Here is a 23,758-nt window from a genome sequence, read left to right on the forward strand (position 1 = left end):
TCAGCCGGGACGAATCGCCTCGCGCAGCGCCGCCAGCGCCGCCGCCGCCAGATAGAACGCCCCCATGATCTGCGCCATGCGCAGGTAATGGGGCGCCACCAGCATCAGCACGCCCGCCAGCGCGGCACCGCCCAGGCAGGCGACCAGGAAGCCGATGGACGGGGAAATATGAATGGGCATGGGGTTTCCTCTGTGTTTCACCCGGTCGGGCCGCCCGGCCGGGCCGTCACGCCGGCACCGGGGTCACGGCTGGCCGGCCGGCCAGCACCGCGTCGATATTGTCCAGCGCCAGCATGCCCATGTCGGTCCGCGTCTCCAGCGTGGCGCTACCCATATGGGGGGTCATGAACAGGTTGGGCAGGCCCAGCAGGCGCGGATCGGGGCGCGGCTCGTTGCGGTAGACATCCAGCCCGGCCGCCGCCAGCCGCCCGTCCGACAGCGCGGCGATCAGCGCGTCCTCGTCCACCAGGCTGCCGCGCGCGGCATTGACGAAGATCGCCCCCTTCGGCAGCAGCGCCAGGGTCTCGGCGGTGATGACCGCCGCCGCCGCCGCGCTGCCGGGCATGTGCAGGCTCAGAATGTCGCAATGCGGCAGCATCTCGCGCATGTCGGCGAAATAGGTGGCACCCGCTTCCAGCTCCGGCGCCAGCCGCCGGCGGTTGGAATACAGGATCTTCATGTCGAATCCGCGCGCCCGCTGCGCCACGGCCCGGCCGATCCGCCCCATGCCGACAATGCCCAGCGTCTTGCCCGTGACGCGCACCCCCAGCATCTCCTCCATGCCGAAGGACCGGCCCCATCCCGCCTGCATGACGCCCAGATATTCCGCGCCGCGCCGCGCCGCCGCCAGGATCAGCATCATCGTCAGGTCGGCATTGCAATCGGTCAGCACGTCGGGGGTATAGGTCAGCGCCAGGCCCCGCGCCGCGATGGCGGAAATGTCCAGATGGTCGGTGCCGACACTGATGGTGGCGATCACCCGCACGCTGTCCGGCAGCGCCGCGACCGTTTCGGCCGTCACCGGCGTGCCGGTGGTCACCATCACCGCATCCGGCCGGAATGCCTGCGCCAGCGCCACCAGTTCGGCCGGCGTCAGCTTGTGGCCGGGGGGCGGCGGCGCGTCGTAATCGCGGGCGATCCGCGCGGCCACGGCGGCGGGCAGGCGCTGGGAATGGATCAGGCGCGGACGGATCGCGGACATGGCGGGGCCTCTCTGGTCGGACGATGCCGGCTTGTCAGGCTCCGACACGCGTCCATCTCAGGATCGAATCATTGCCCTGTCCTGTCCAGACGCGCCAGCCGGCCGGGATCGGAGCATCAGTCGGGATCGGAATCTCGGGGAGACGCCGCATGACCAGCCAGGATTCGGGCCAGGATTCGGGGGACGGCGCCATGGCGGTCACGCCGGACCTGATGATCCGCGCCTATTCGGTCGGCCTGTTTCCCATGGCGCCCGATGCCGGGACCGACCATCTGGACTGGTACGATCCGCAGATGCGCGGCATCCTGCCGCTCGATGGGTTCCACGCGCCGCGCCGCCTGGTCCGCACCGTCCTGTCCGGCCAGTTCGACATCGTCGCCGACCGCGATTTCGAGGCGACGATCCGCGCCTGCGCCGCCCCGGCGCCGGGGCGCGAGACCACCTGGATCAACGACCGGATCATCCGCCTGTTCTGCGAACTGCATGCGCGCGGCCACGCCCATTCGGTCGAAACCTGGCAGGACGGCAGGCTGGTCGGCGGGCTGTACGGGGTCGCCATCGGCGGCGCCTTCTTCGGCGAAAGCATGTTCAGCCGCGCCCGCGACGCCTCCAAGGCGGCGCTGCTCTCGCTGGCGGCGCGGCTGCGCCTGGGCGGCTTCACCCTGCTGGACACCCAGTTCGGCACCAGCCATCTGGCCCAGTTCGGCGGGATCGAAATACCCGCCCGGCGCTACAAGCGGCGCCTGGCCCGGGCCCTGTCCGTGCCCGCCCACTGGCCCGACGACCGGGCCGCCGGCACCGCCGGCGCGATTCGCGACGAAATGGCCGCCCTGCGCGGCGCATTTCGCACCTCGGACGGAAGCGGATAGACTCCCCGGCGGCTGAAATACGGCCAGACCGGAAAGAAGGAAACGCCGATGATCAACCTGATGCCGCGCCGCGCCGCCGGACGGCCCGGAATGATGGCCGGGGCGCTGCTCCTCGTGGGAATCGGGGCGGGAGTCGGGGCCGGAATCGCGCGGGCGGACGCCCAACCCGCGCCCGATTCGGCTCATTCCCCAACTCATCCCCCCTTGGCGCCGACCCGCGACGTGCAGGTCGCCTACAGCGTCCAGCCCGAAGGCGCGCCCGCGCCCAAAACCATCCAGGTCTGGTTCGCCGCCAATGGCGGCCTGATGCGCATCGACAGTCCCGAAGGCATGGGCGCGACCATCCTCGACCGCGTCGCCCGCCAGGTGACGATCGTGCTGAACCGGCAGAAGGTCTATACGCGGCTGGACGCCGGCTCCGACATCCGCAATCCGTTCCTGCTGGACCTGTCCATGCAATATACCCGCAAGGGCGACGCACGCGTCGCGGACGTCGATTGCACCGAATGGGCTATCGTCTCCGGCCGCGGCTCGGCGACCGCCTGCGTCACCGCCGACGGCGTCATCCTGCGCGAGGACGGGGTGGATGCCGAAGGCATGAAGGGGCGGCTGGTGGCCACCCGCGTCACCTACGCTCCCATCCCAGCCGGCACGTTCCAGCCGCCCGAGGGCTATCAGATGGTCACGCGGCATCGCGTCGCGCCAGGCCCCGCGGGTGCGGGGGCCGGCGGCACCGGACCGGGCGGCGACGTCGCCCGGCCGGTGACCGGCGGCGCGATCCCGCCCGGCGCCGGCCAGTGATCCATCCGACGATCGGCGCCCGGACCGCGGGACGCTTCGCCGGCCTGCTGCTGGCGGCAGCCTTGTTTCCCACGCCCCTCCCCATGTCCCTCCCGGCGCGGGCTGCGACAGTTCCTGGCGCGGACACCTCTGGCGCGGACGCGTCCGCCGCACCGTTCGTCACTCCGCAATGCGACGTGGACGTGACCTACAGCGTCGCGGCGCCCGATCCGGCGGTGCCCGCCATCCGCCAGCGCATGCGCTGGTCCAGCGCAACCCTGCGCCAGCGGGTCGATCCCGCCGGGTCGGCGACCTACATGCTCACCGACTATCGGGCCCGGACCCTGACGGTCATCGACCTCGCGCGCAACGTCCGCACGACCATCCCGGCCCCGGGCTCCGCCGTCACCCGGCCCGGACAGCGCGCGCCCGGCAGTTGGATCCACGGGGCGACGATGCTGGTGGCCGGTCAGCCCTGCACCGCCTGGCAGACCGCCGACACCGACGGCCAGGCCAGCGAGGTCTGCTACAGCGACGATGGCGTGATGTTGCAGGCCACCCGGAACGGCCACGTCATGGTCCGTGCCGAAACCGTGCGCCGTACGGCCCAGCCCGACGCGGTCTTCGCGATTCCGGCGGGACTCAGGGACCTGCCCGCCGCCCACCCCTGATGGTCCGTTCCGATCATCGGCCGTTACAATTCGTTACGGAAAAAGGGCACGCCTGCCCGCAACCGGCCCGCAAATCGCCATGGCGCCCCTGTTTTCTGTTTATCGAAGCAGGGGCGGTCCGCCGCTCCCGCGCAAGGATGAAAGGGTTGCGAACATGCGCAAGATGGTTCGTCTTCTGATGGCGGTTCCCCTGGTCGCCGGCGGCCTGGCCGCGGCGGCGCCCGCCGCGCATGCCGACTGGCGCGATCACGGCTGGCACCATGGCTGGGATCGCGGCTGGCACGATCGCGGCTGGGGCTGGCGGGGCCCGGGCTATTATCACCGCGGTCCCGGGCCGGGGGGCGCCTTTGTCGCCGGCCTGGTGGGCGGCGCGCTGCTCGGCGCGGCCGGCACCGCGATCGCCGCGCCGACCTACGCCGCGCCGCCGCCGGTCTATGTCGCGCCGCCTCCGCCCCCGCCGCCCGTCACGGTCTACGCGCCGCCGGCCTACGGCTACGCCTATCCGGCCTATTGATCGCAAGGGCCTTCCCGGGAAGGTTCCCGGGAAGGCGCTCAGGGGAAAGATGTTCAGGCCGCCGCTCGGGCGGCCTGCATCACCTCGGCGACGTGGCCGGGCACCTTGACGTTGCGCCAGGCCCGCACCAGCCTGCCTTCCGCGTCGATCAGGAAGGTCGCGCGCTCGATCCCCATATATGTCCGGCCGTACAGCCTCTTCTCGCCCCACACGCCATAGGATTCGGTCACCGCGCCGGTCACGTCCGACGCCAGCGGAAAGTCCAGCCCCTGCTTGTCGGCAAAGGATTCGATCGCCTTCATCGGATCGCGCGACACGCCGATGACCGGAATCCCCGTCCCCCCCAGCGCCGCCAGCGCCTCCTGAAAGCCGCAGGCTTCGGTCGTGCAGCCCGGCGTGTTCGCCTTGGGGTAGAAATACAGGATAAAGGGCCGCCCCCGCATCGATGCCAGGCTGACCTGCCGCCCGCGGCTGGCCGGCATATCGAAATCCGGCGCCATTGCGCCCAGGGCTGGAAAAATTGGTGTCTCGCCGTCCGCCATTGCCATTCTCCTCATGAAAAAACGCATCACTCCCCGACCGGACCGACCAGGCGGGTGAAGGCCGCCCGCACCGCGTCCGCGCGCGCCTCCATCTGCTGCAACGCCTCCGCGATCGTTGTCGCCCCCATCTCGCGCAGCAGGATCTCGCGGGTCGCGGCGGGCATGGCGGCCGCCGGATCGGCGGGCAGGGCGGTGCCGAACAGGATTCGCAGCATGCTCTGCACGCTGCGCCAGGCCCGGTCGGCCTCTTCCAGCATACGCCCCGTGCCGCGGTCCAGCATCCCCTGCCGCACCAGGCGACGCAGCGCCTTGCGCGTGTTCGGGTCGCGCGCCGCCGCGTCGCCGGCCACCAGTTGCAGCGCCTGGGCGATGAATTCCACATCCATCAGCCCGCCGGCCCGATGGCGGATATCCCATGGCCCTTGCGGCGGCAATTCCCGCGCCACCCGTTCGCGCATCGCCCGCGCATCCTCCAGGATCGCCGCCCGCGTGGCGCCGCGCCGCCCGTCCAGCGCCGCCCCGATCGCGCCGCGCAGCGCGCGGACCAGCGCCGGCGGCCCGGCCACCACCCGCGCCCGGGTCAGCGCCATGCGCTCCCAGGTCCAGGCGCTTTCGGCGTGATAGCGGCGAAACGCCCCCAGCGACAGCGCCACCGGTCCTTTCGACCCGGACGGCCGCAGCCGCATATCGACCTCGTAAAGCGGTCCCTCCGGCCCCGGCGCGGTCAGCGCGCCGATGAAGCCGTGCGCCAGCCGGACGAAATACTGCCCCGCTGGCACCGATCGCGGCGCCAGGCCGCCATCCGCGCCCCCGTCTCCCGCACCATTATACGACCGACCCGGGGCGGGCGCGTCCACCACGCTGTCGGTCACGTCGTCCGGGTGGTCGAAGACCAGCATCAGGTCCAGGTCCGACCCCAGCATCATCTCGCGCGATCCGGCCTTGCCCAGCGCCACCACCGCCATGGCGCCGCCCGGCACGCGGCCATAGCGGCGGACATGCTCGGCCGTCACGCGGGCCAGCAGCCCGCGCATCACCGCGTCGGCCAGTTCGGTGCGCGCGCGGCTGGCGGCATCGACCCCGATCCGGTGCTCCAGCCGCGCGCAGGACAGGCGGAATTCCTCGCCCCGTACCAGCCCGCGCAGGATCGGCAGCACCTGCTCGGTCGACGCCGCCTGCGCCAGGTGCTGCCGCACCAGGCCCGCGGCCGGAATGTCGGCCGCGCCGTCCTGGTCGGCGCCCAGCAGCCCGTCCAGCGCGGCCGGGGTCTCCGCCAGATGGTCGGCCAGGAAGGGCGACCCGTCCAGGATCGTGGCGATCCGGTCGATCAGCGCCGGATTGCGGTCCAGCAGGGTCAGGAACTGGACGCCCGCCCATTGCCGGGCCAGCATGGCATCGAACCGCCGCAGGCAGGTCAGCGGGTCGCGCCGCGCGCCGAACCGCGCCAGGATCTCCGGCAGCAGCCGGCGCAGCAGGTTCCGCGCCCGGTCCGAGCGCAGCGCCCGCAGCCGGTTGCCGCTCCAGCGCTGCAGCAGGCTCACCGCGTCGGCGATGTCGGCATCGGCAAATCCGGCGGCGCGCAGATGCTCGGCCAGGTCCTCGGCATCGGGATCGACCGACCGCCCGGCGCCCCCGGGCTCGGCGAACTGGCCTTCGAAGATCCGCCGCGAATCCCGCATGATCGGCAGCATCGTCCCCGCCAGGGCGCGGCCGTTCTCCTCGGCCATGAACACGGCGAAGGCGTCGAAGGCTTCCCGCGTGGCCGGCAGCTTGTGGGTCTGGTGGTCGGCCTGCATTTGCAGCCGGTGCTCCGCCCGCCGCAACATGCGATAGGTCCGCGCCAGGCTGTCGCCCCGCGGGCGGTTCAGCACGCCGGCCCGCACCAGCCGGCGCAGCGCGCCCAGCGTAGTCGGGTCGCGCAGTTCGGGCCGGCGACCGCCCCAGACCAGTTGCAGCGCCTGGGCCACGAACTCGACCTCGCGAATCCCGCCCTGTCCCAGTTTCAGGTCGTGGCCCATCAGCCAGTCGCGCGCAAGGCGCGGGTCGTGTACCATCCGCTCGCCCAGGCGCGACAGGCCGGCATGGCCGGCATTGCGGTGGCGGTCGATTCGCGCCTTCATGTCGTGCAGGTCGTCGATGACGGCGAAATCGAGGTGCCGCCGCCAGACGAAGGGCGCGATCGCGCGCAGGAAACGCCGCCCGGCCGTCACGTCGCCCGCCACCGGCCGCGCCTTGGTCATCGCCGCGCGCTCCCAGGTCTGGCCCAGGCTTTCGTAATAGGTGATCGCGGCGGGGAACGAGATGGCCGGCGGCGTCGCCGACGGGTCGGGACGCAGGCGCAGATCGGTGCGAAACACGTATCCGTCGGCGTCCCGCGCTTCCATCAGCCCGACAAGATCGCTAGTCATGCGGACGAAGATCCGGCGCAGATCCTCATGCCCGGCATGACAGGCCGGATCGTACAGCACGATCAGGTCGATATCCGAGGAGTAGTTCAGTTCCCGCGCCCCCAGCTTCCCCATCGCCAGCACGACGAAGCCGCTGCCGCGCGCCGGATGGCGGGGATCGGGCAGGACGATCTGCCCCGTATCGTGGGCTACGCGCAGCAGATGCCTGACCGCCGCCTCCAGCGCCGATTCCGCCAGGCGGCTCAGCGCCAGCGTCACCTGCTCCAGCGTCCACACCCCGCCGATATCGGCCAGGGCGATGGCCAGCGCCGCCTGCCGCTTGGCCGCGCGCATCGTCGCCGCGATGTCGGCGCGCGCATCGCGCGGCGACAGGGCGGCCAGGCTGTCCAGCACCGCGCCCATCGCCCGGTCCGGCCCTTCGGCCAGCAGCCGTGCGAACGGTACGGGGTCGCGGCGCGCCAGCCCGGCCAGATACGGGCTGTTGCCGCCCAGCATGTCCAGCAGCGGCGCCACCCCCGCGGCGCGCAGCAGCGCCGCGTCCAGCCCGTGCTCGCGCCACAGCTCCGCGACATCCTCGCGCAGCAGCGCGGCGCCGCGCGGATCGGCCGGCGCCGGCCAGGCGCGATCGGTCCAGGGACGATCCAGAGAAGCGCGATTCACGGGGGCGCGATCCATCCGGGCATGATCAGTCCGGGGGGGGCTGGCCCGACCCTGCTCGGCCGCCGGCATTTCCTCGGCGCGCCGGCGGGCATGGGCGGTCTTCGATCGGGGCATGATCCTTCATCCGGCCTGCGCGGGGGCCCGATGGCGGCCGCGCGCGGCGCACCGTGGACACGGCCATGACGCGCGGTCAAGGCCCCTCTCCCCCCGCTCCAGACGCCGCCCCTGCGCGCCGGGGCCGCCGGCGCGTCCTGTTCGCGGCGGCGGTGCTGCTCGTCGTGCCGCTGGCCGCCGCCGCCGGGCTGGCGGTGCGCCTGGCCATGGGCCCACTGGACGTCACGCCGCTCGCCCGGCTGGTCCTGCCCGCGCGCGTCCTGTCGGGCGGGGCGGGGCAGCCGCCGGTCCTGCGGCTGGATGTCGGGCAGGTCCGCGTGGGCTGGGACGGCCTGCATCGCGGCCTGGCCGCGCCGCTGGACGTCACGGCCACCGATCTGCGCCTGCTGCGCCCCGACAATGTCGTGGCCGACCAGATCGGCGCCGCGCGGCTGGTGCTGAATGCCGACGCGCTGTGGCATGGCGGCATCGCCCCGCGCATGCTCGTCCTCTCCGGGGCCCGGCTGGCCCTGCGCCGCGCGTCCGACGGGTCGGTCGGGCTGGATACCGGCCCGTTCCGCGCGGTTGCCACCCGGGGGGCGGCGGCCCTGGCGCTCGACATCCGCTTCTTCGACCGTCTGGTCGTCACCGACGGCGCGGTCACGCTCGGCGACCAGCGGACGGCCACGTCCTGGCGCCTGGACGGCCTGGCCGCCGATCTGCGCCGGCTGCGCATCGGCCTGGCGCGGGGCGTCACCGGCACTGCCGCGTTCGGCCTGTCGGGCCCGGGGCTGCGGGCCCGGCTGCGGGCCGACGGCACGCGTGACGGAACCGCCCTGTCCTGGCACGTCGCCGGCACGCCGGTCGCCCCGCGTGCCTTCGCCCCCTTCCTGCCGCAGCTCGCGGCCATCGACCTGCCGCTCGGCTTCGACGCCACGATCCGCCTGATCGCCGGCCCGCACCGCCTGCTGGCCCGCCCGCGATCGGCCGTCCTGACCCTGCATGGCGGGGCGGGGCAGATTTCGACCGGCCCAGGTCCAGGTCCAGGTCCAGGTCCAGGTTCAGGTCCGGGCCCCGGTCCGACCCCGGGCACCACGGGCACGATCCGGTTCGACGATCTCCAGGCCCGCCTGTCCGCCGATTTCGGCCCCCGATCGAGCGGCCTCCTATCCGGCCCGGCGCGGATCCGGCTGGACATGCTCCAGGCCCGCCTGCATCCGTCCGACCGCCCCGATGCCCATCCGGACGTCCCCGCGGCGGCCGATCCCGTGCTCCAGGCCGACGGCATGCTCGACGTCGCCGGCCCCACCCGCCCCGGCCTGATCCATTTTGGCCCGTCCCGTCCCGGCCCGCCCGGCCCCAGACTGCGCGCCAGCCTGCACGCCAGCCTGTCCGACCTGGATTTCGCCCGGCTCGGCGCGTTCTGGCCGGCGGGGCTGGCCAAGGGGGCGCGTGCCTGGGTCACGCGCAACATCACCGCCGGCACCGCGCACGGGCTGCATGTCGCGGCGACCCTGGCCAACGATACAGGCGCCAACGATGCCGGCTGGGGCGGCCTGCGCCTGCGCACGCTGGGCGGCGGGGTCACGGGCACCGGCCTGGAGGTGCACTGGCTGCGGCCGATCGCGCCGATGCGCGGCGTGGACGCCACGCTGGCCATCGACGGGCCGGACGCGCTGTCGATCCGCTTCTCCGGCGGCACCCAGTCCGTCGATCGCGCCGGCCGCAACGTGGACGCCACCGGCATCGGCCGCATCGCGATCGGCAACGGGTCAATGCGGATCACCGGCCTGCAGGCCAAGGACCAGATCGGCGACATCGCCGCCACATTGCACGGCGATCTGCCCGACATCATGGCCCTGCTGGCCGAACCGCGGCTGAACCTGCTGTCGCGCCACCCCCTGGGTTTCAGCGGACCCTCGGGGCGGGCCCAGGTCGCGCTGCATCTGGTCCTGCCGCTGGACGACCGGGTCGACATCGCGGATATCCGCCTGTCCAGCCACGCGGACCTCGCGCAGGTGCATCTCGGCAATGTCGTGCTGAACCGCGCGCTCGATGACGGCGCGCTCACGCTCGACGCCACGACCCGGGGCCTGACCCTGGCCGGCACCGCAATCCTGGGCGGCATGCCGGCGACGCTGCGCTACGTGATGGATTTCCGCAAGGACGCGGCGACCAGCGAATCCGCGCAGGTGCGCGCCCACCTCACGCCGGATGTCGCCGACCGGCTCGGCTACGCGGTCGGGCAGCGTTTCGCCGGCAGCGCGGATCTCGACGTGGCGTACAGCCGCCTGGCCGACGGCACGGGCCAGATCGCGCTGGACCTGGACCTGGCCGACGCCGCCCTGACGATACCGGTCTGGTCCAAGCCGCGCGGCCAGGCCGCCCATGCCTCGGTCCGGATCGGGCTGGCGCAGGGCCGCCTCGCCAGTGTCGAGGCGATTCACGCCACCGGCCCCGACCTGCAGCTCGACGGGCGGGCCAGCGTCGTGGACGGGCAGGCCCGCACCCTGGTGCTGCGCGGCTTTCGCATCGGCCGCTCGCACGGCGATGCGACCATCGGCCTGCCGCGGCACGCGACCGACCCGGTGCGGGTCGCCGTCCAGGCTCCGGTGCTGGATCTGTCGCCGCTGCTGCATCCCGGCCCGGCGCCGGCCGCGCCGAAACCGGGTCCCTCCTATCACATGCCGTCCGCCGCCACCGGCCGCGTCCAGGGGCCGCCGGGGCGAAGCTGGCTGATCGATGCCGACGTGCCCACCCTCTATTACGCCCCCGACGGGGCGCTGGCCGGCGTTCATGCCCATGTCGAGGATAACGGCATCCGCGTCACGCGGCTGCGCTTCTCGATGGCCGGCCCGTCCCCCGCCACCGCCATCCTCACCCCGCAGCCCGACGGGCGGCATCTCCGGGCCAGCGTCCAGGACCTGGGGCTGATGCTGCAGAAGCTGGGCGTGACGCAGCAATTCTCCGGCGGCGCGACGGTGCTGCAGGGCGTGTTCGACGACCGCCAGTCCGCGGCGCCCTTCGCCGGCAGCCTGACCATCGGTCCGATCATGCTGCACGACGCGCCACGCCCGGTCCGGCTGGCCAACAACGCCTCGATCTATGGCTGGATGCAGGCGCCGCGCGGGCAGGGGTTCGAAATCCGCCGCGTCCTGCTGCCCCTGACCTTTCGTGACGGCACGCTCGCGATCCATGACGGGCAGGCCGGCAACGCCTCGCTGGGGGTGACGGTCGGCGGCACGATCGACCTCGACCGCGCGCGGCTGAACCTGAAGGGCACCATCGTGCCGGCCTTCGCGGTGAACGCGCTGCCCGGCCACATGCCCGGCGTCGGACGGTTGATGAGCCCCGAGAAAGGCGGCGGCCTGCTGGCCGCGACCTTCTCGGTCGGCGGCGCGCTGGACCGGCCGGACTTGCATGTCAACCCGTTCTCGATCTTCCTGCCGGGCGTGATGCGCCGCCTGGTCCAGTAGAGCGTCGCCCGGACGGATCGGGGCAGGGAAGGGAGGATAGACGATCATGTCCGACGGATGGGAAGGCGGCCTGCTGGCGCTGGGCCTCGCGGTCCTGCTGCTGCTGGCGATCCTGCTGGCCCTGCTGCTGCGCCGCCGCGCCCGCCCGGAAGATGGCGGGCGCGGCGGCGAGGGCGACCTGCTCGCCCGCCTCTATGTCATGATCGAACGCGAAGCCGCCGCCCGCGCCACGGACAGCGAGGCCCAGCGCGCCCGGCTGGCCGAAATCGAGCGCGTGCTGGCGGCCCGACTGGACCAGTCCCGGGCCGACGTCGCCGACCGGCTGGGCGCGATCGCCCACGCCATCACCCGCGACCTCGCCGATGCCCGCATCCACCAGGGCGAGGCCCTGCGCGAGATGGCCGAAGCCTCCGCCCGGCAGATCGAGGCGATCCGCGCCACCGTCGACGAACGCCTGCACGAGGCCGTGGAACGCCAGATGCAGACCTCGTTCCAGCGGGTGCTGGAACAATTCACCGCCATGCAGAAGGCGATGGGCGAGGTCACGGCCATGACGGCCCAGATCGGCGACCTCAAGCGCCTGTTCTCCAACGTCAAGACGCGCGGCGGCTGGGGCGAGGCGCAGTTGCGCGCCATCCTGGACGACGTGCTGCCGCCCGGCGCCTACCAGGCGAATTGCCGCCTGCGCGAAGGCAGCGCCGAAATCGTGGAATTCGCGGTGCGCATGCCGGTCCGCGCCGCGTCGCCCCCCCTGCTCGCCATCGATTCCAAATTCCCGACCGAGGCCTATGAACGCCTGCTGGACGCCGTCGAGCGCGTGGACCCCGAGGCCGAGCGCGCCGCCCGCCGCGCGCTGGAGACCACCCTGCGGATCGAGGCGCGCAAGATCGCGGCCAAATATATCGTGCCCCCGGTCACGGTCGAATTCGCCGTGCTCTACCTGCCCACCGACGGGCTCTATGCCGAAATCGCCCGCATTCCCGGGCTGGTGGACGAAATCGGGCGCACCAGCCGGGTCATCGTGATGGGGCCGGGCCTGCTGCCGGCCATGCTGCGCACGATTCATCTCGGCTACGTCACCATGGCGCTCGAGGACCGGACCGACGGCATCGCCCGCCTGCTGGGCGCCACCCGGCAGGAGATGCTGCGGATGGACGGCGTGCTGGAACGGCTGGCCCGCAACGCCTCGGCCATGTCCTCGTCGATCGACGAGGCACGGCGCCGCACGCGGGTCGTGACCCGGCAACTGCGCGGACTGGACGGCGTCGATACGCTGTCCGATACCGCCCGGGCCGCCCCGACCCCGGAACCGGACCAGGAACCGGACCAGCAACCGGACCAGCAACCGGGCGAGGCCGGCGGGGATGCATCCGGCGGGGGTGAACACGAATTTAGTGGTGCGTGAAGCGGGGTACCATCATGTGTGCATTGACCATGAACGCGACGTCCAAGCCCGATCCGTCTGCCCCGGCCCAGGAACCCGCCCCCCGGGTACTGCTGGTCGAGGATGACGGCAAGATCGCCCAGGAAGTCGCCGAGGAACTGGAAAGCCGCGGCTTTTCCGTCCGCCACGAACGGACGGGCTCCAGCGGGCTGTCGGTCGGCCTCGGCGGCAATTTCGACGTCATGATCATCGACCGCATGCTGCCCGAGATGGACGGCCTGACCCTGATCGAAACCCTGCGCGGGCGGCAGGTCTCCACCCCGGTGCTGGTCCTGTCCGCCATGTCGGCGGTCGATGACCGGGTCAGCGGGCTCAAGGCCGGCGGCGACGACTACCTGACCAAGCCCTTCGCGATGGAGGAACTGGCCGCCCGGCTCGAGGCGCTGATGCGGCGCCCGAACAACACGCGTGAGACGATGCTCCATGTCGGTCCGCTGGCCATGGACCTGATCGAACGCACCGTGACCCGCGACGGGGTCGTGATCGAATTGCTGCCGCGCGAATTCCGCCTGCTGGAATATCTGATGCGCCGCCCGAACCAGGTGCTCACGCGCAACATGCTGCTCGAGGATGTGTGGAACTACCGCTTCATCCCGCAGACCAACCTGGTCGACGTGCATATCGGCAAGCTGCGCCGCAAGATCGACGAGCCCGGCGCCACCCCCCTGATCCAGAGCATCCGCGGCACCGGCTTCATGCTCCGCATTCCGGAATAGGCTGGGCGTGTCGCTCGGCGAACTGCTGCGCACGGCGACCTTCCGCCTGACATTGGCGGTCGTCGCCGCGATGATCGGCGCCGCGGCCCTGCAATTCTCGCTGGGCTACAGCCAGACCAAGACCTTCGAATTCCTCCGCTCCGACATGCTGCTGCACCGCGAGGCCGCGCTGCTCGAAGGCGAGAAGCCGCAGGATCTGGAACACAAGATCCGTGACCGCGCGACCGACGATCTGCGCGTGGTGATCAACCAGGCCGCCCTGTTCGACGCGCAGCACCACTCCATCGCCGGCGACCTGCATAAATGGCCCGACGGGCTGGTGGCGGACGGCCATGTCCGCGAACTGACCGTCTGGCCGACCGAGGACGCGCCCTACGTGCTGCGCATCCTCGCCGTCCCGGTGGCGGGGGGGCGCATCCTGGTGCTGGCGCGCGGGCTGCACATGCTCGACGAATTGCGGCTGATGATGCGCCATTCCCTGCTGGTCTCCATCGTGCCGACCGTGCTCTTCGCGCTGATGACCGGCGTCGTGCTCAGCCACCGCGCCCTGGCCCGCGTCACTGTGATGCACGAGGCGATCGACCGGATCATGGACGGCGACCTGCATGAGCGCCTGCCGTCGGGGCGCGAGCGCGACGAGATGGAACGCCTGGCCGGCAGCGTGAACCGCATGCTGGACCGGCTGGAACATCTGATGGACGAAATCCGCGATGTCGGAAACGACATCGCCCACGATCTGCGCACCCCGCTGGCCCGGGTGCGCGCCCGGCTGGACCGCGCGCAGGGCGGCACGCAGTCGGCCGACGCCCTGCGCGGGGTGGTGGCGCGCGCCATCGACGATCTCGACCAGTGCTTCTCGATCATCACCGCCCTGCTGCGCATCGGCGAGATCGAGAACGCCCGCCGCCGGGTCGGATTCGCCGTCATCGACCTGCAGGAAATCGCCGCGGACATCGTCGATCTCTACGAACCGATCGCCGAGGCCAAGCAGATCCGCCTCGACCTGCTGTCGGGCAACGCGCCGGTCCCCGTCTATGGCGACCGCGACCTGCTGATCGAAGTCCTCGCCAACCTGATCGACAATGCCATCAAGTTCACCGATGCCGGGGGCGAGGTCTCGCTGTCCGTCATCCGCTACGGCGACGGCGCGCGGCTCGAGGTCGCCGATACCGGCATCGGCATCGCGCCCGAGGAACGCCAGGCGGTGATGAACCGCTTCTACCGCTCGGACAAAAGCCGCCACATCCCCGGCAGCGGGCTGGGGCTCAGCCTGGTGTCCGCCATCCTGCGCCTGCACAACGCCGCCCTGACCATTTCGGATACGCGCAGGCGCGAATCGCGTCCCGGGGCGCTGTTCGGCATCGTCTTTCCGCCCGTTCCCACCCCCGCGCCGCCGCCGGCCTGAACGGCCCAGCCCGTCAGGCGCGGCCTGTGACGGGCCGCACGGGCGTGCTATGCGCGTTTCGCCCAATCGAACATTCTAAACCGGAATTTCATTGGCGCACCGGGGTGACATGTTAACGAAGCCGCGAGACAGCCGGGGAGCGACGACAATGCATGCAGGCGGACAGCCGGATCGGACCGGGCGGGCCATGCGCGATCGCGGGATGCGGGGCATCGTCTCCTGTCCGGCCCATTCCCTTGCCCAGGACCTGACGCGCGCATGAATTCCATCGTCGTCACCGCGCTCAAGCGGCCCTACACCTTCGTCGTCCTCTCGATCCTGATCGTGGTGTTCGGCTTCCGGGCCATCGTCCAGACCCCGACCGACGTGTTCCCCAGCATCAAGATCCCGGTGGTCGCCATCGTCTGGGGCTATACCGGCCTGATGCCCGAGGACATGTCGGGCCGCGTGATCTATTATTACGAACGCGCCCTGACCGCGACGGTCAACAATATCGAGCACATCGAAAGCCAGTCCTATTACGGGCGCGGCGTGGTCAAGGTCTTCTTCCAGCCGGGTACCGACACCTCGGTGGCGCAGACCCAGATCACCTCGGTGTCGCAGACCGTCATCAAGCAGATGCCCACCGGCATGACGCCGCCGCTGATCCTGACCTACAACGCGTCGTCGGTGCCGGTGCTCACGCTCCAGGTCTCGTCCGATTCGATGACCGCGTCGCAGATCTACGACATGTCCTCGAACCTGATCCGCCCGGCGCTGGTCTCGGTCGCCGGCGCGGCCATTCCCAATCCCTATGGCGGCCAGCCCGGCAACATCATGGTCGATCTCGACCAGTCGAAGCTGCTGGCCCACGGTCTGTCGGCCACCGATGTCGGCAACGCGCTGGGGCGGCAGAACATCGTCCTGCCCGCGGGCGACCAGCAGATCGGCGCCTTCGACTTCATGGTGCAGACCAACGCCACCCCGCGCGAGATCGACACCTTCAACAGCATCCCGATCAAGCAGGTCGGCAATTCCGTGGTCTATCTGCGCGACGTCGCCTGGGTGCATTCCGGCGGCCCGCCGCAGACCAACATGGTGCTTGTCCGCGGCCACCAGGCGGTGCTGATCGTCATCATGAAAAGCGGCGACGCCTCGACGCTCAGCGTCGTGAGCGGGATCAAGGCGCTGCTGCCGTCCGTCATCGCCACCCTGCCGCAGGGCGTGCAGATCCATATCCTCAACGACGCCTCGATCTTCGTGAAGGACGCGATCCGCGACGTGGTCCAGGAAATGGGCACCGCCGCCCTGCTGACCAGCCTGGTGGTGCTGCTGTTCCTCGGCTCGTGGCGCTCGACGATCATCATCGCCACCTCGATCCCGCTGGCCATGCTGTGCTCGGTCATCGGGCTGGGCTGGGCGGGCCAGACCATCAACGTCATGACCCTGGGCGGCCTGGCGCTGGCGGTCGGCATCCTGGTCGACGACGCCACCGTCATGATCGAAAATATCGACGCCCACCTGGAAATGGGCAAGGAACTGGAAACCGCGATCATCGACGCGGCCAACCAGATCGTCATCCCGACCTTCGTCTCCACCCTGTGCATCTGCATCGTGTGGATGCCGCTCTTCCAGTTGACCGGGGTCGCGGGCTGGCTGTTCATGCCGATGGCCGAGGCGATCATCTTCGCCATGATCGCGTCCTTCATCCTGTCGCGCACCCTGGTGCCGACCATGGCGAAATACCTGCTGGCGGCGCAGGTCGCGGCCCATGCCGACCCGCATGCCCACCACGCGCCGCGCGGTTTCTTCGGCCGCTTCCAGCGCGGGTTCGAGGCCCGGTTCACGGCCTTCCGCAACGGCTATCGCGACCTGCTGGCGCACCTGGTCGCCACCCGGGGGCGCTTCATCCCGGCCTTCCTGGGCGTCACGCTGGCGTCGATGGCGCTGCTGCTGTTCGTCGGCCAGGATTTCTTCCCCGAGATCAATTCCAACGCGCTGGCCATCCATATGCGTGCCCCCCTGGGCACCAAGCTGAACGAGTCCGGCAAGATCTCGATGCTGGTCAACGCGGAAATCCGCCGCCTGCTGCCCGGCCAGGTCGATGACATCGTCTCGAATTGCGGCCTGCCCTTCAGCGGCCTCAACCAGGCCTTCATCCCGACCCCCACGGTGGGCGCGCAGGATTGCGATCTGACGGTGACGCTCAAGCGCGAGGATTCGCCGGTCGCCGACTACCGCCAGATCCTGCGGCGCGGCCTGGCCGACCGTTTCCCCGGCACTCAGATCACCTTCATGCCCGCCGACCTGACGGCCAAGATCCTCAATTTCGGCCTGCCTTCGCCGATCGACGTGCAGGTGACCGGCCGCGACCTGGCGGATAATTTCATCTTCGCCCAGCACCTCGCCGCGCGCCTGCGCCACGTGACCGGCATCGCCGACGTCTCGGTGCAGGAACCGATGAACACCCCCACCCTGCGGGTGAATGCGCGGCGCAGCTACGCGCTGGGCACCGGCCTGACCGAGGCCGACATCGCCAACAACACGCTGGCGGTGCTGTCGGGCAGCGGCCAGGTCGCGCCGACCTACTGGCTCGACCCCAAGACCGGGGTGTCGCACCTGGTCGACATCCAGACGCCGCTGCAGTTCCTGCAGACCCTGAACGACCTGGAAACCATCCCGATCGACCGGGGCGACGGCAACCCGGCCAACGGCGCGCCGCAGATCCTGGGCGGCCTCAGCCAGCTCACGCAGACCGGCACGGCGGGCGAGGTCGCGCACTACAACATCATGCCGGTGTTCGACATCTACGCCGCGAACGAAGGGCTGGACCTGGGCGCCGTCTCGCGAGAGGTCGCGCGCGTCGTCGACGCCGCCCGCCACGACCTGCCGCGCGGCTCCAGCCTGGTGGTGCGCGGCCAGGCCGTGACGATGACCGGCGCCTATTTCCAGCTCGGCGTCGGCCTCGCCATGTCGGTGCTGCTGGTCTATCTGATCATCGTCGTGAACTTCCAGTCCTGGCTGGACCCGTTCATCATCATCACCGCGCTGCCCGGCGCCCTGGCCGGCATTTCCTGGAGCCTGTTCGTCACGCACACGGCCCTGTCGGTGCCGGCCCTGACCGGCGCGATCATGTGCATGGGCACCGCCACGGCGAACTCGATCCTGGTGGTGGCCTTCGCCCGCGAACGGATGGACGTCCATGGCGACCCGATCCGCGCGGCGATCGAGGCCGGCTTCGAACGTATCCGGCCGGTGCTGATGACCGCATCGGCCATGATCATCGGCATGCTGCCGATGTCGATCAGCAATTCGCAGAACGCGCCGCTCGGCCGCGCCGTCATGGGCGGGCTCGCGATCGCCACGGTCGCGACGCTGCTGTTCGTGCCCTGCGTCTTTGCGATGCTGCATTCCAGAAGACACCGTACCGCTGAAGGAGAACGTGCATGAGCGGCGTGGAACAGGTCTCCAGGCGCGGTGCGTCCGGCCGCGGCAGGCTGCTGGCCGGCGCCGGCGCCGTCATCGGGCTGGTCGTCGTCGTTGGCGGCATCATCCAGCGGCAGGCGCATTTCAGCACGCTGCGGCAGCAGACGGCCGACGCCGCCATCCCCCGGGTGCAGCTCATCGCGCCGTCCCATGGGCCCAGCACCCGCACGCTGGACCTGCCGGGCAACATCGCCGCCTGGTACCAGGCGCCGATCTACGCCCAGGTCTCGGGCTACGTGCATATGTGGTACAAGGACATCGGCGCCCGGGTGAAGACCGGCGACGTGCTCGCCACCATCGACACGCCGGGGCTGGACGCGCAATACGCGGCCTCGAAGGCGAATTTCGACGTGGCGATGGCGCGCTACAAGCTGGCGCAGATCACCGCCCATCGCTGGAAGGCGCTGCAGGGCACCCAGGCCGTCTCGCAGCAGGAAGTCGACGTCCAGGCCGCAAACGCCGAAGCCGAACAGGCGCAGGTCGAAGCCGCGCGCCACGACGTGTCGCGCTACGCGGCGCTGATCGGCTTCAAGCAGATCGTCGCCCCCTTCGACGGCGTGGTGACGTCGCGCCTGGCCGATGTCGGCGACTATGTGAATGCCGGCGGCGGCGACGTCTCCTCGCACGGCACCGCGACCGAACTGTTCAGCGTGGCCGACGTGCACCGCATGCGCATCTTCGTCGCCATCCCGCAGGATTACGCGGACATTATCAGCCCCAAGCTGACGGCCGACGTCACGGTCCCGCAACATCCCGACCGGGTCTTCAAGGCGTCGTTCCTCGCCACCGCAAGCGCGTTCAATGCCTCGACCCGTACGGTGACGACCGAACTGACGGTCGATAACAGCAAGGGCGAATTGTGGCCCGACTCCTACGCCACCGTCCATTTCCGCGCCCCGGGCGACCCCGGCATGCTGATCCTGCCCGAGGGCGCGCTGATCTTCCGTGCCCAGGGCATGCAGGTGGCCCTGGTCGACGACAATAACCGCATCCGGCTGCACAACGTCACGGTCGGCACCAACCTGGGCACCATGGTGCAGATCCTCGGCGGGCTGAAGCCGACCGACCGGGTGGTCAACAACCCCTCGGCCGGCCTGCTGGACGGGCAGGAAGTCCGGATCGTCGACTCCACGCCGGGCTACAACGCGCCGTCCGGCGCCGCCCCGGCCGTCGCGCACGATGCGGACACCAGGGCCATGCCGATCGACAATGCCGGCACGGAGGAGGCAGGGGCCCGTCAATGACCATCTCCAGGCCCCCCCGCTCAAGGCGTCTCCGTTCCGCCCCGCTCGCCGGCGGCCTCGCGCTGCTCACCGGGCTCGCCTCCTGCGACATGGCGCCCGCGTACCATCCGGCCAAGTTCGCCTTTCCCGACAATTGGCAGGGACAGGGGATCATGCGCTACGGCACGCCGCAGGACGGCGCGCTGCGCGGCGACTGGTGGACCCTGTTCAACGATCCGCTGCTCGACAGGCTGGAAGAACAGGCCAACCGCGCCAATCCCGATCTCCAGGCGGCGGCCGAAACCTTCACCCAGGCCCGCGACATGGCGGCCGAGGCCGAGGCCGGCCTCTACCCGCAGGTCAGCGCCTTCGCCGGCGCCGCGAAATACAAATCCTCGCAGCACCGGCTGTGGCGCGGCCATGGCTCCAGCGGCCCCGAATACATGTCGTCCGAGCAATATTACGGCACGGCGACGTGGGAACCCGATTTCTGGTCGAAGATCCGCAACCAGACCCGCATGAGCCAGCAGCGCGCGCAGCAGAGCGCCGCGGACTACGCGCTGGCGCGCCTCAGCATCGATGCCGAGCTGGCATCAAGCTACATCTTGCTGCGCGGCCTCGACGCGCAGGACGCGGTCTATCGCGACTCGATCCGCACCTACGGGCTGGCGGTGCAGATCACCCGCATGCGCCAGGCCGGCGCGATCGCCGCGGGCCTCGACGTCTCGCGCGCCCAGAACCAGCTCTATGCCACCCAGGCGCAGGAAACCGACCTGCAGGCCCGCCGCGCGGTGCTGGAACACGCCATCGCCGTGCTGGTCAACGCGGCGCCGGCCGCCTTCCATATCCAGCCCGAGCAGGCCCTGCATTTCCCCGAGGTCGCGGTGCCGCTCCTGCTGCCCTCGGCGCTGCTGGAACGCCGTCCCGACGTGGCGGCGGCCGAGCGCGAGATGGCGCAGGCCAACCGCGCGATCGGCGTCTCGCGGGCGGCCTTCTATCCCGACATCTCGGTCAACGCCATGACCGGCTTCATGGATAACGGCTTCACCCTCGCCGACCTGACCAACAGCATGTATTCCTACGCCGTCCAGGCGGCGATGCCGCTGTTCCAGGGCGGGCTGCGCCGGGCCGAATTGCAGCGCACCTGGTCCCAATACCGCCAGGCCGAGGACACATACCGCGCCACCGTCCTGGGCGCCTTCCAGGATGTCGAGGACGGGCTGACCCTGACCAACCAGCTCCGGACCGAGCAGGCACAGCAGGAAGCGGCGGTGACCGCCGCGATGCGCACCCAGAACATGACCATGACGCTCTATACCGGCGGGCTGACCAATTATCTCGACGTCGTGGTGGCCCAGATCGCCGCCCTGACCGCCCGCATCGACGAGGTCCAGGTCGAGACACGGCGCTTCCAGGCCACGGTCTCGCTGATCCGCGCCCTGGGCGGCGGCTGGTCGCGGGCGCAGATCCTCGACGCCAAGGCGATCCGCCCGTTCGGCCCCCTGCAATATGAAGGGCTGCGCGTGCCCAAGGAGGCCGGGGGCATCGCCGTCGGCACCAGCCCGGCGCTGCGCGACCTGACCGGGCCGGGGCTGACGGCGGGCTCGGCGGCAGGGTTGACAACCCCGGCCCGTTAGGGCTAGGGAGCCGCCTCTTACGGAACGCGGGAGACCGCGCCGGCCGCCTTGCGCGGCGGGCGCGGCCGCATGAACCGCGGTCCGGGTGAAACAGTCAGGAGCCCCGGATATGGCCAAGAAAATCGTTGGCTACATCAAGCTGCAAATTCCCGCCGGCAAGGCGAATCCGTCCCCGCCGGTCGGCCCGGCGCTGGGTCAGCGCGGCCTGAACATCATGCAGTTCTGCAAGGAGTTCAACGCCAAGACCCAGGGTCTCGAGCCCGGCATGCCGATTCCGGTCGTCATCACCGCGTTCGCCGACCGCACCTTCACCTTCATCACCAAGACCCCGCCGAACACCTACTTCCTCATGAAGGCCGCCAACATCAAGAAGGGCAGCTCGACGGTCGGCAAGTCCGCCGCGGTCGGCAGCGTGACGATGGCGCAGCTCCGCGAGATCGCCGAGCAGAAGAAGCAGGACATGAATGCCAACGACCTGGACGGCGCCGTGCGTATGCTGGTCGGCTCCGCCCGCTCGATGGGCCTTACGGTGGTGGAGGGCTGATCCCATGGCGAAGAATAAGCGTCTGGCCGCCGCGGCGGCCCAGGTTGACCGCAACAAGCAATATGGCCTGGACGAGGCGATCGGCCTGGTCAAGCAGACCGCGTCGGCCAAGTTCGACGAAACGATCGAGATCTCGCTGAATCTCGGCATCGACCCGCGCCATGCCGACCAGATGGTCCGCGGCCTGCTCTCGCTGCCGAACGGCACGGGCAAGACCCTGCGCGTCGGCGTGTTCGCCCGCGGCGCGAAGGCCGAGGAAGCGCTGGCCGCCGGTGCCGACTTGGTCGGCGCCGAAGACCTGGCCGAGAAGGTGCAGGCCGGCGAGATCGCGTTCGACCGTTGCATCGCGACCCCGGACATGATGGCCCTGGTCGGCCGCCTGGGTAAGATCCTGGGTCCGCGCGGCCTGATGCCGAACCCCAAGCTGGGCACGGTGACCATGGACGTGAAGGGCGCCGTCACGGCGGCCAAGTCCGGCCAGGTCGAATACCGCGCCGAGAAGGCCGGCATCATCCATGCCGGCATCGGCAAGGCGTCCTTCGACGGCGAGAAGCTGGCCGAGAACATCCGCGCCTTCGTCGACGCGGTGCAGAAGGCCAAGCCGTCGGGCGCCAAGGGCACCTATCTGCGCAAGGCTGCCCTGTCCTCGACGATGGGGCCGGGCATCCGCGTCGACGTGTCCGCCTTCTCGGCGGGCTGATCGCGCATCAGATGACGCGGTGCCCCCGGGCGCCGCGGACAGGAGGCAGGCGCCAGCGCGCCTGGTCTTCCGAACCTGTCCATGACCGGATGTGGCGCAAGCCTTGATGGACCCTCGGGGCCGCACACGGAAGACGGGGATTGCCGGATCGGGGCGGTCGCGCCGCCCGCACTGGTTGTTCCGTTGCACAGGACAGGCGAACCGGAGAGGGCGCCCCAGGGCGCGCTCTCCTAGGGTAAACCCGACCTGACAGGTTCATGCCTGGCAGGTCACGACGGAGACGGGAATTGGACCGTACGGAGAAGCGGGAGTTTGTTGCCTCCCTCGCGGCCGTGTTCGCCGAGACGTCCATGGTCGTCGTCACCCGCAATGACGGGCTGACGGTCGCCGATGCGACGGAACTGCGGCGGCGCGTGCGCGCGGCAGGAGCGACTTACAAGGTCGCGAAGAACCGGCTGGCCAACCTCGCCCTGGCAGGGACCCGATTCGAAGGCATCTCGCCGCTGCTGAAGGGGCCGACCGCATTGTCGTGGTCGGTCGACCCGGTGGCCGTGGCCAAGGTGCTTGTCGAGTTCGCCAAGACCAACGAAAAGCTCGTTCTGCTCGGTGGAGCGCTCGGCACCCAGACATTGAATGTCGATGGGGTCAAGGCGCTGGCCGAGCTTCCGTCCCTGGACACGCTCCGGGCGCAGCTGGTGGGGCTCATCTCCACGCCGGCCACGCGCATCGCGGGCGTCCTCCAGGCGCCGGGCGGACAGCTTGCGCGGGTTTTCGGGGCCTACGCCAAGAAGGACGAGGCTGCCTGAGCCAATGCGTTCCGCGTCGCGGAACGATGAAATTCGCACGATCGCGTGAAACCGGGATTGTGTTGCGCCAATCAGTGTATAAATTAGGAAGACCAAATCATGGCCGATCTGACCAAACTCGTTGACGAGCTGTCCGCCCTCACCGTTCTCGAGGCCGCCGAGCTCTCCAAGCTGCTCGAAGAGAAGTGGGGCGTTTCCGCCGCCGCTCCGGTTGCGGTTGCCGCCGCGCCGGCCGCCGCTGCTGCCGCTCCGGTCGAAGAGCAGACCGAATTCACCGTGATCCTGGCCAAGGCCGGTGACAAGAAGATCAACGTCATCAAGGAAATCCGTGGCATCACCGGCCTGGGCCTGAAGGAAGCCAAGGACCTGGTCGAGGGTGCGCCGAAGACCGTGAAGGAAGGCGTCAGCAAGGACGAAGCCGAGAAGATCAAGAAGCTTCTTGAAGACAACGGCGCGTCCGTCGAAGTGAAGTAATCTTCGGGTTGCGGGCGACCCTCGGGTCGCCGCTTCCTGTGCTACTCCAGGCGAGGGCGGGATGCCGTAGGGTTCCCGCCCCCTTGGCCGTTCTGGCGCCCTGACCTTGCGGTCTCGGGCGCCTTTGGCG

At 70.3% G+C, this 23,758-nt stretch carries 19 protein-coding genes; 15 read left to right on the top strand and 4 right to left on the bottom strand.

The window, feature by feature from the left end; genetic code table 11:
* Together AAC691_RS20150 and AAC691_RS20155 are read right to left on the bottom strand one after the other, a co-directional pair.
* Window positions 1-180: a hypothetical protein gene (locus AAC691_RS20150; RefSeq protein WP_323990356.1), complete on the bottom strand. Its 180-nt coding sequence runs from the start codon at window positions 178-180 to the stop codon at window positions 1-3.
* A gap of 46 nt (window positions 181-226) precedes the next feature.
* Complete coding sequence (locus tag AAC691_RS20155) at window positions 227-1,201, bottom strand: D-glycerate dehydrogenase (protein ID WP_342628242.1); 975 nt, start codon at window positions 1,199-1,201, stop codon at window positions 227-229.
* Between the two features lie 149 nt (window positions 1,202-1,350).
* On the opposite strand from AAC691_RS20155, the gene aat reads away from it, so the two are divergent.
* From aat to AAC691_RS20175, 4 genes are all read left to right on the top strand, one after another.
* Window positions 1,351-2,070, top strand: a complete 720-nt coding sequence (gene aat, locus AAC691_RS20160; protein WP_342628243.1) for a leucyl/phenylalanyl-tRNA--protein transferase — start codon at window positions 1,351-1,353, stop codon at window positions 2,068-2,070.
* A gap of 48 nt (window positions 2,071-2,118) precedes the next feature.
* Window positions 2,119-2,871, top strand: a complete 753-nt coding sequence (locus AAC691_RS20165; RefSeq protein ID WP_342628244.1) for a hypothetical protein — start codon at window positions 2,119-2,121, stop codon at window positions 2,869-2,871.
* Window positions 2,868-3,521, top strand: coding sequence for a hypothetical protein (locus tag AAC691_RS20170; protein WP_342628245.1), 654 nt, complete (start codon window positions 2,868-2,870; stop codon window positions 3,519-3,521). The genes AAC691_RS20165 and AAC691_RS20170 overlap by 4 nt, the downstream gene beginning before the upstream one ends.
* 154 nt (window positions 3,522-3,675) lie before the next feature.
* Window positions 3,676-4,035 (top strand): hypothetical protein, encoded by a 360-nt coding sequence (locus tag AAC691_RS20175; RefSeq protein WP_342628246.1) that lies wholly within the window; start codon window positions 3,676-3,678, stop codon window positions 4,033-4,035.
* 53 nt (window positions 4,036-4,088) lie between these two features.
* Here the strand turns inward: AAC691_RS20175 and bcp are convergent, their stop codons facing one another.
* On the bottom strand, window positions 4,089-4,577 hold the full coding sequence (gene bcp / locus AAC691_RS20180) for a thioredoxin-dependent thiol peroxidase (protein WP_342628247.1): 489 nt from the start codon (window positions 4,575-4,577) through the stop codon (window positions 4,089-4,091).
* A 26-nt stretch (window positions 4,578-4,603) separates the two neighbouring features.
* The gene (locus tag AAC691_RS20185; RefSeq protein WP_342630288.1) at window positions 4,604-7,660 is read right to left on the bottom strand and encodes a bifunctional [glutamine synthetase] adenylyltransferase/[glutamine synthetase]-adenylyl-L-tyrosine phosphorylase; all 3,057 of its coding nucleotides are present in this window, start codon (window positions 7,658-7,660) and stop codon (window positions 4,604-4,606) included.
* A gap of 164 nt (window positions 7,661-7,824) precedes the next feature.
* On the opposite strand from AAC691_RS20185, the gene AAC691_RS20190 reads away from it, so the two are divergent.
* The 11 genes from AAC691_RS20190 to rplL all read left to right on the top strand — a co-directional run bounded on the left by AAC691_RS20190 (window position 7,825) and on the right by rplL (window position 23,628).
* Window positions 7,825-11,214, top strand: a complete 3,390-nt coding sequence (locus AAC691_RS20190) for an AsmA-like C-terminal region-containing protein (RefSeq protein WP_342628248.1) — start codon at window positions 7,825-7,827, stop codon at window positions 11,212-11,214.
* A 46-nt stretch (window positions 11,215-11,260) separates the two neighbouring features.
* On the top strand, window positions 11,261-12,619 hold the full coding sequence (locus tag AAC691_RS20195) for a DNA recombination protein RmuC (RefSeq protein WP_342628249.1): 1,359 nt from the start codon (window positions 11,261-11,263) through the stop codon (window positions 12,617-12,619).
* A gap of 29 nt (window positions 12,620-12,648) precedes the next feature.
* On the top strand, window positions 12,649-13,374 hold the full coding sequence (locus tag AAC691_RS20200; RefSeq protein ID WP_342628250.1) for a response regulator transcription factor: 726 nt from the start codon (window positions 12,649-12,651) through the stop codon (window positions 13,372-13,374).
* A 7-nt stretch (window positions 13,375-13,381) separates the two neighbouring features.
* Entirely contained in the window at window positions 13,382-14,779 is a 1,398-nt protein-coding gene (locus AAC691_RS20205; protein WP_323990366.1) for a HAMP domain-containing sensor histidine kinase, read from the top strand.
* Between the two features lie 258 nt (window positions 14,780-15,037).
* A complete protein-coding gene (locus AAC691_RS20210) occupies window positions 15,038-18,208 on the top strand; it encodes an efflux RND transporter permease subunit (protein ID WP_342628251.1) in 3,171 nt (1,056 codons plus the stop codon).
* Window positions 18,205-19,488, top strand: a complete 1,284-nt coding sequence (locus AAC691_RS20215; protein WP_323990368.1) for an efflux RND transporter periplasmic adaptor subunit — start codon at window positions 18,205-18,207, stop codon at window positions 19,486-19,488. Before AAC691_RS20210 ends, AAC691_RS20215 begins: the two co-directional genes overlap by 4 nt.
* Window positions 19,485-21,104, top strand: coding sequence for an efflux transporter outer membrane subunit (locus AAC691_RS20220; RefSeq protein WP_342628252.1), 1,620 nt, complete (start codon window positions 19,485-19,487; stop codon window positions 21,102-21,104). Before AAC691_RS20215 ends, AAC691_RS20220 begins: the two co-directional genes overlap by 4 nt.
* A 109-nt stretch (window positions 21,105-21,213) precedes the next feature.
* Window positions 21,214-21,648, top strand: coding sequence for a 50S ribosomal protein L11 (gene rplK, locus AAC691_RS20225; RefSeq protein ID WP_176638753.1), 435 nt, complete (start codon window positions 21,214-21,216; stop codon window positions 21,646-21,648).
* Between the two features lie 4 nt (window positions 21,649-21,652).
* Window positions 21,653-22,348 carry a 50S ribosomal protein L1 gene (gene rplA / locus AAC691_RS20230; protein WP_176638754.1) on the top strand — a complete coding sequence of 232 codons (696 nt, stop codon included), beginning with the start codon at window positions 21,653-21,655 and terminating at the stop codon, window positions 22,346-22,348.
* A gap of 287 nt (window positions 22,349-22,635) precedes the next feature.
* The gene (rplJ, locus tag AAC691_RS20235; protein ID WP_176638755.1) at window positions 22,636-23,154 is read left to right on the top strand and encodes a 50S ribosomal protein L10; all 519 of its coding nucleotides are present in this window, start codon (window positions 22,636-22,638) and stop codon (window positions 23,152-23,154) included.
* Between the two features lie 99 nt (window positions 23,155-23,253).
* Window positions 23,254-23,628, top strand: coding sequence for a 50S ribosomal protein L7/L12 (gene rplL / locus AAC691_RS20240; RefSeq protein WP_176638756.1), 375 nt, complete (start codon window positions 23,254-23,256; stop codon window positions 23,626-23,628).
* Window positions 23,629-23,758: the final 130 nt, after the last annotated feature.

The sequence above is a fragment of the Nguyenibacter vanlangensis genome, from assembly GCF_038719015.1.
Classification (GTDB): Bacteria; Pseudomonadota; Alphaproteobacteria; order Acetobacterales; family Acetobacteraceae; genus Gluconacetobacter; species Gluconacetobacter vanlangensis.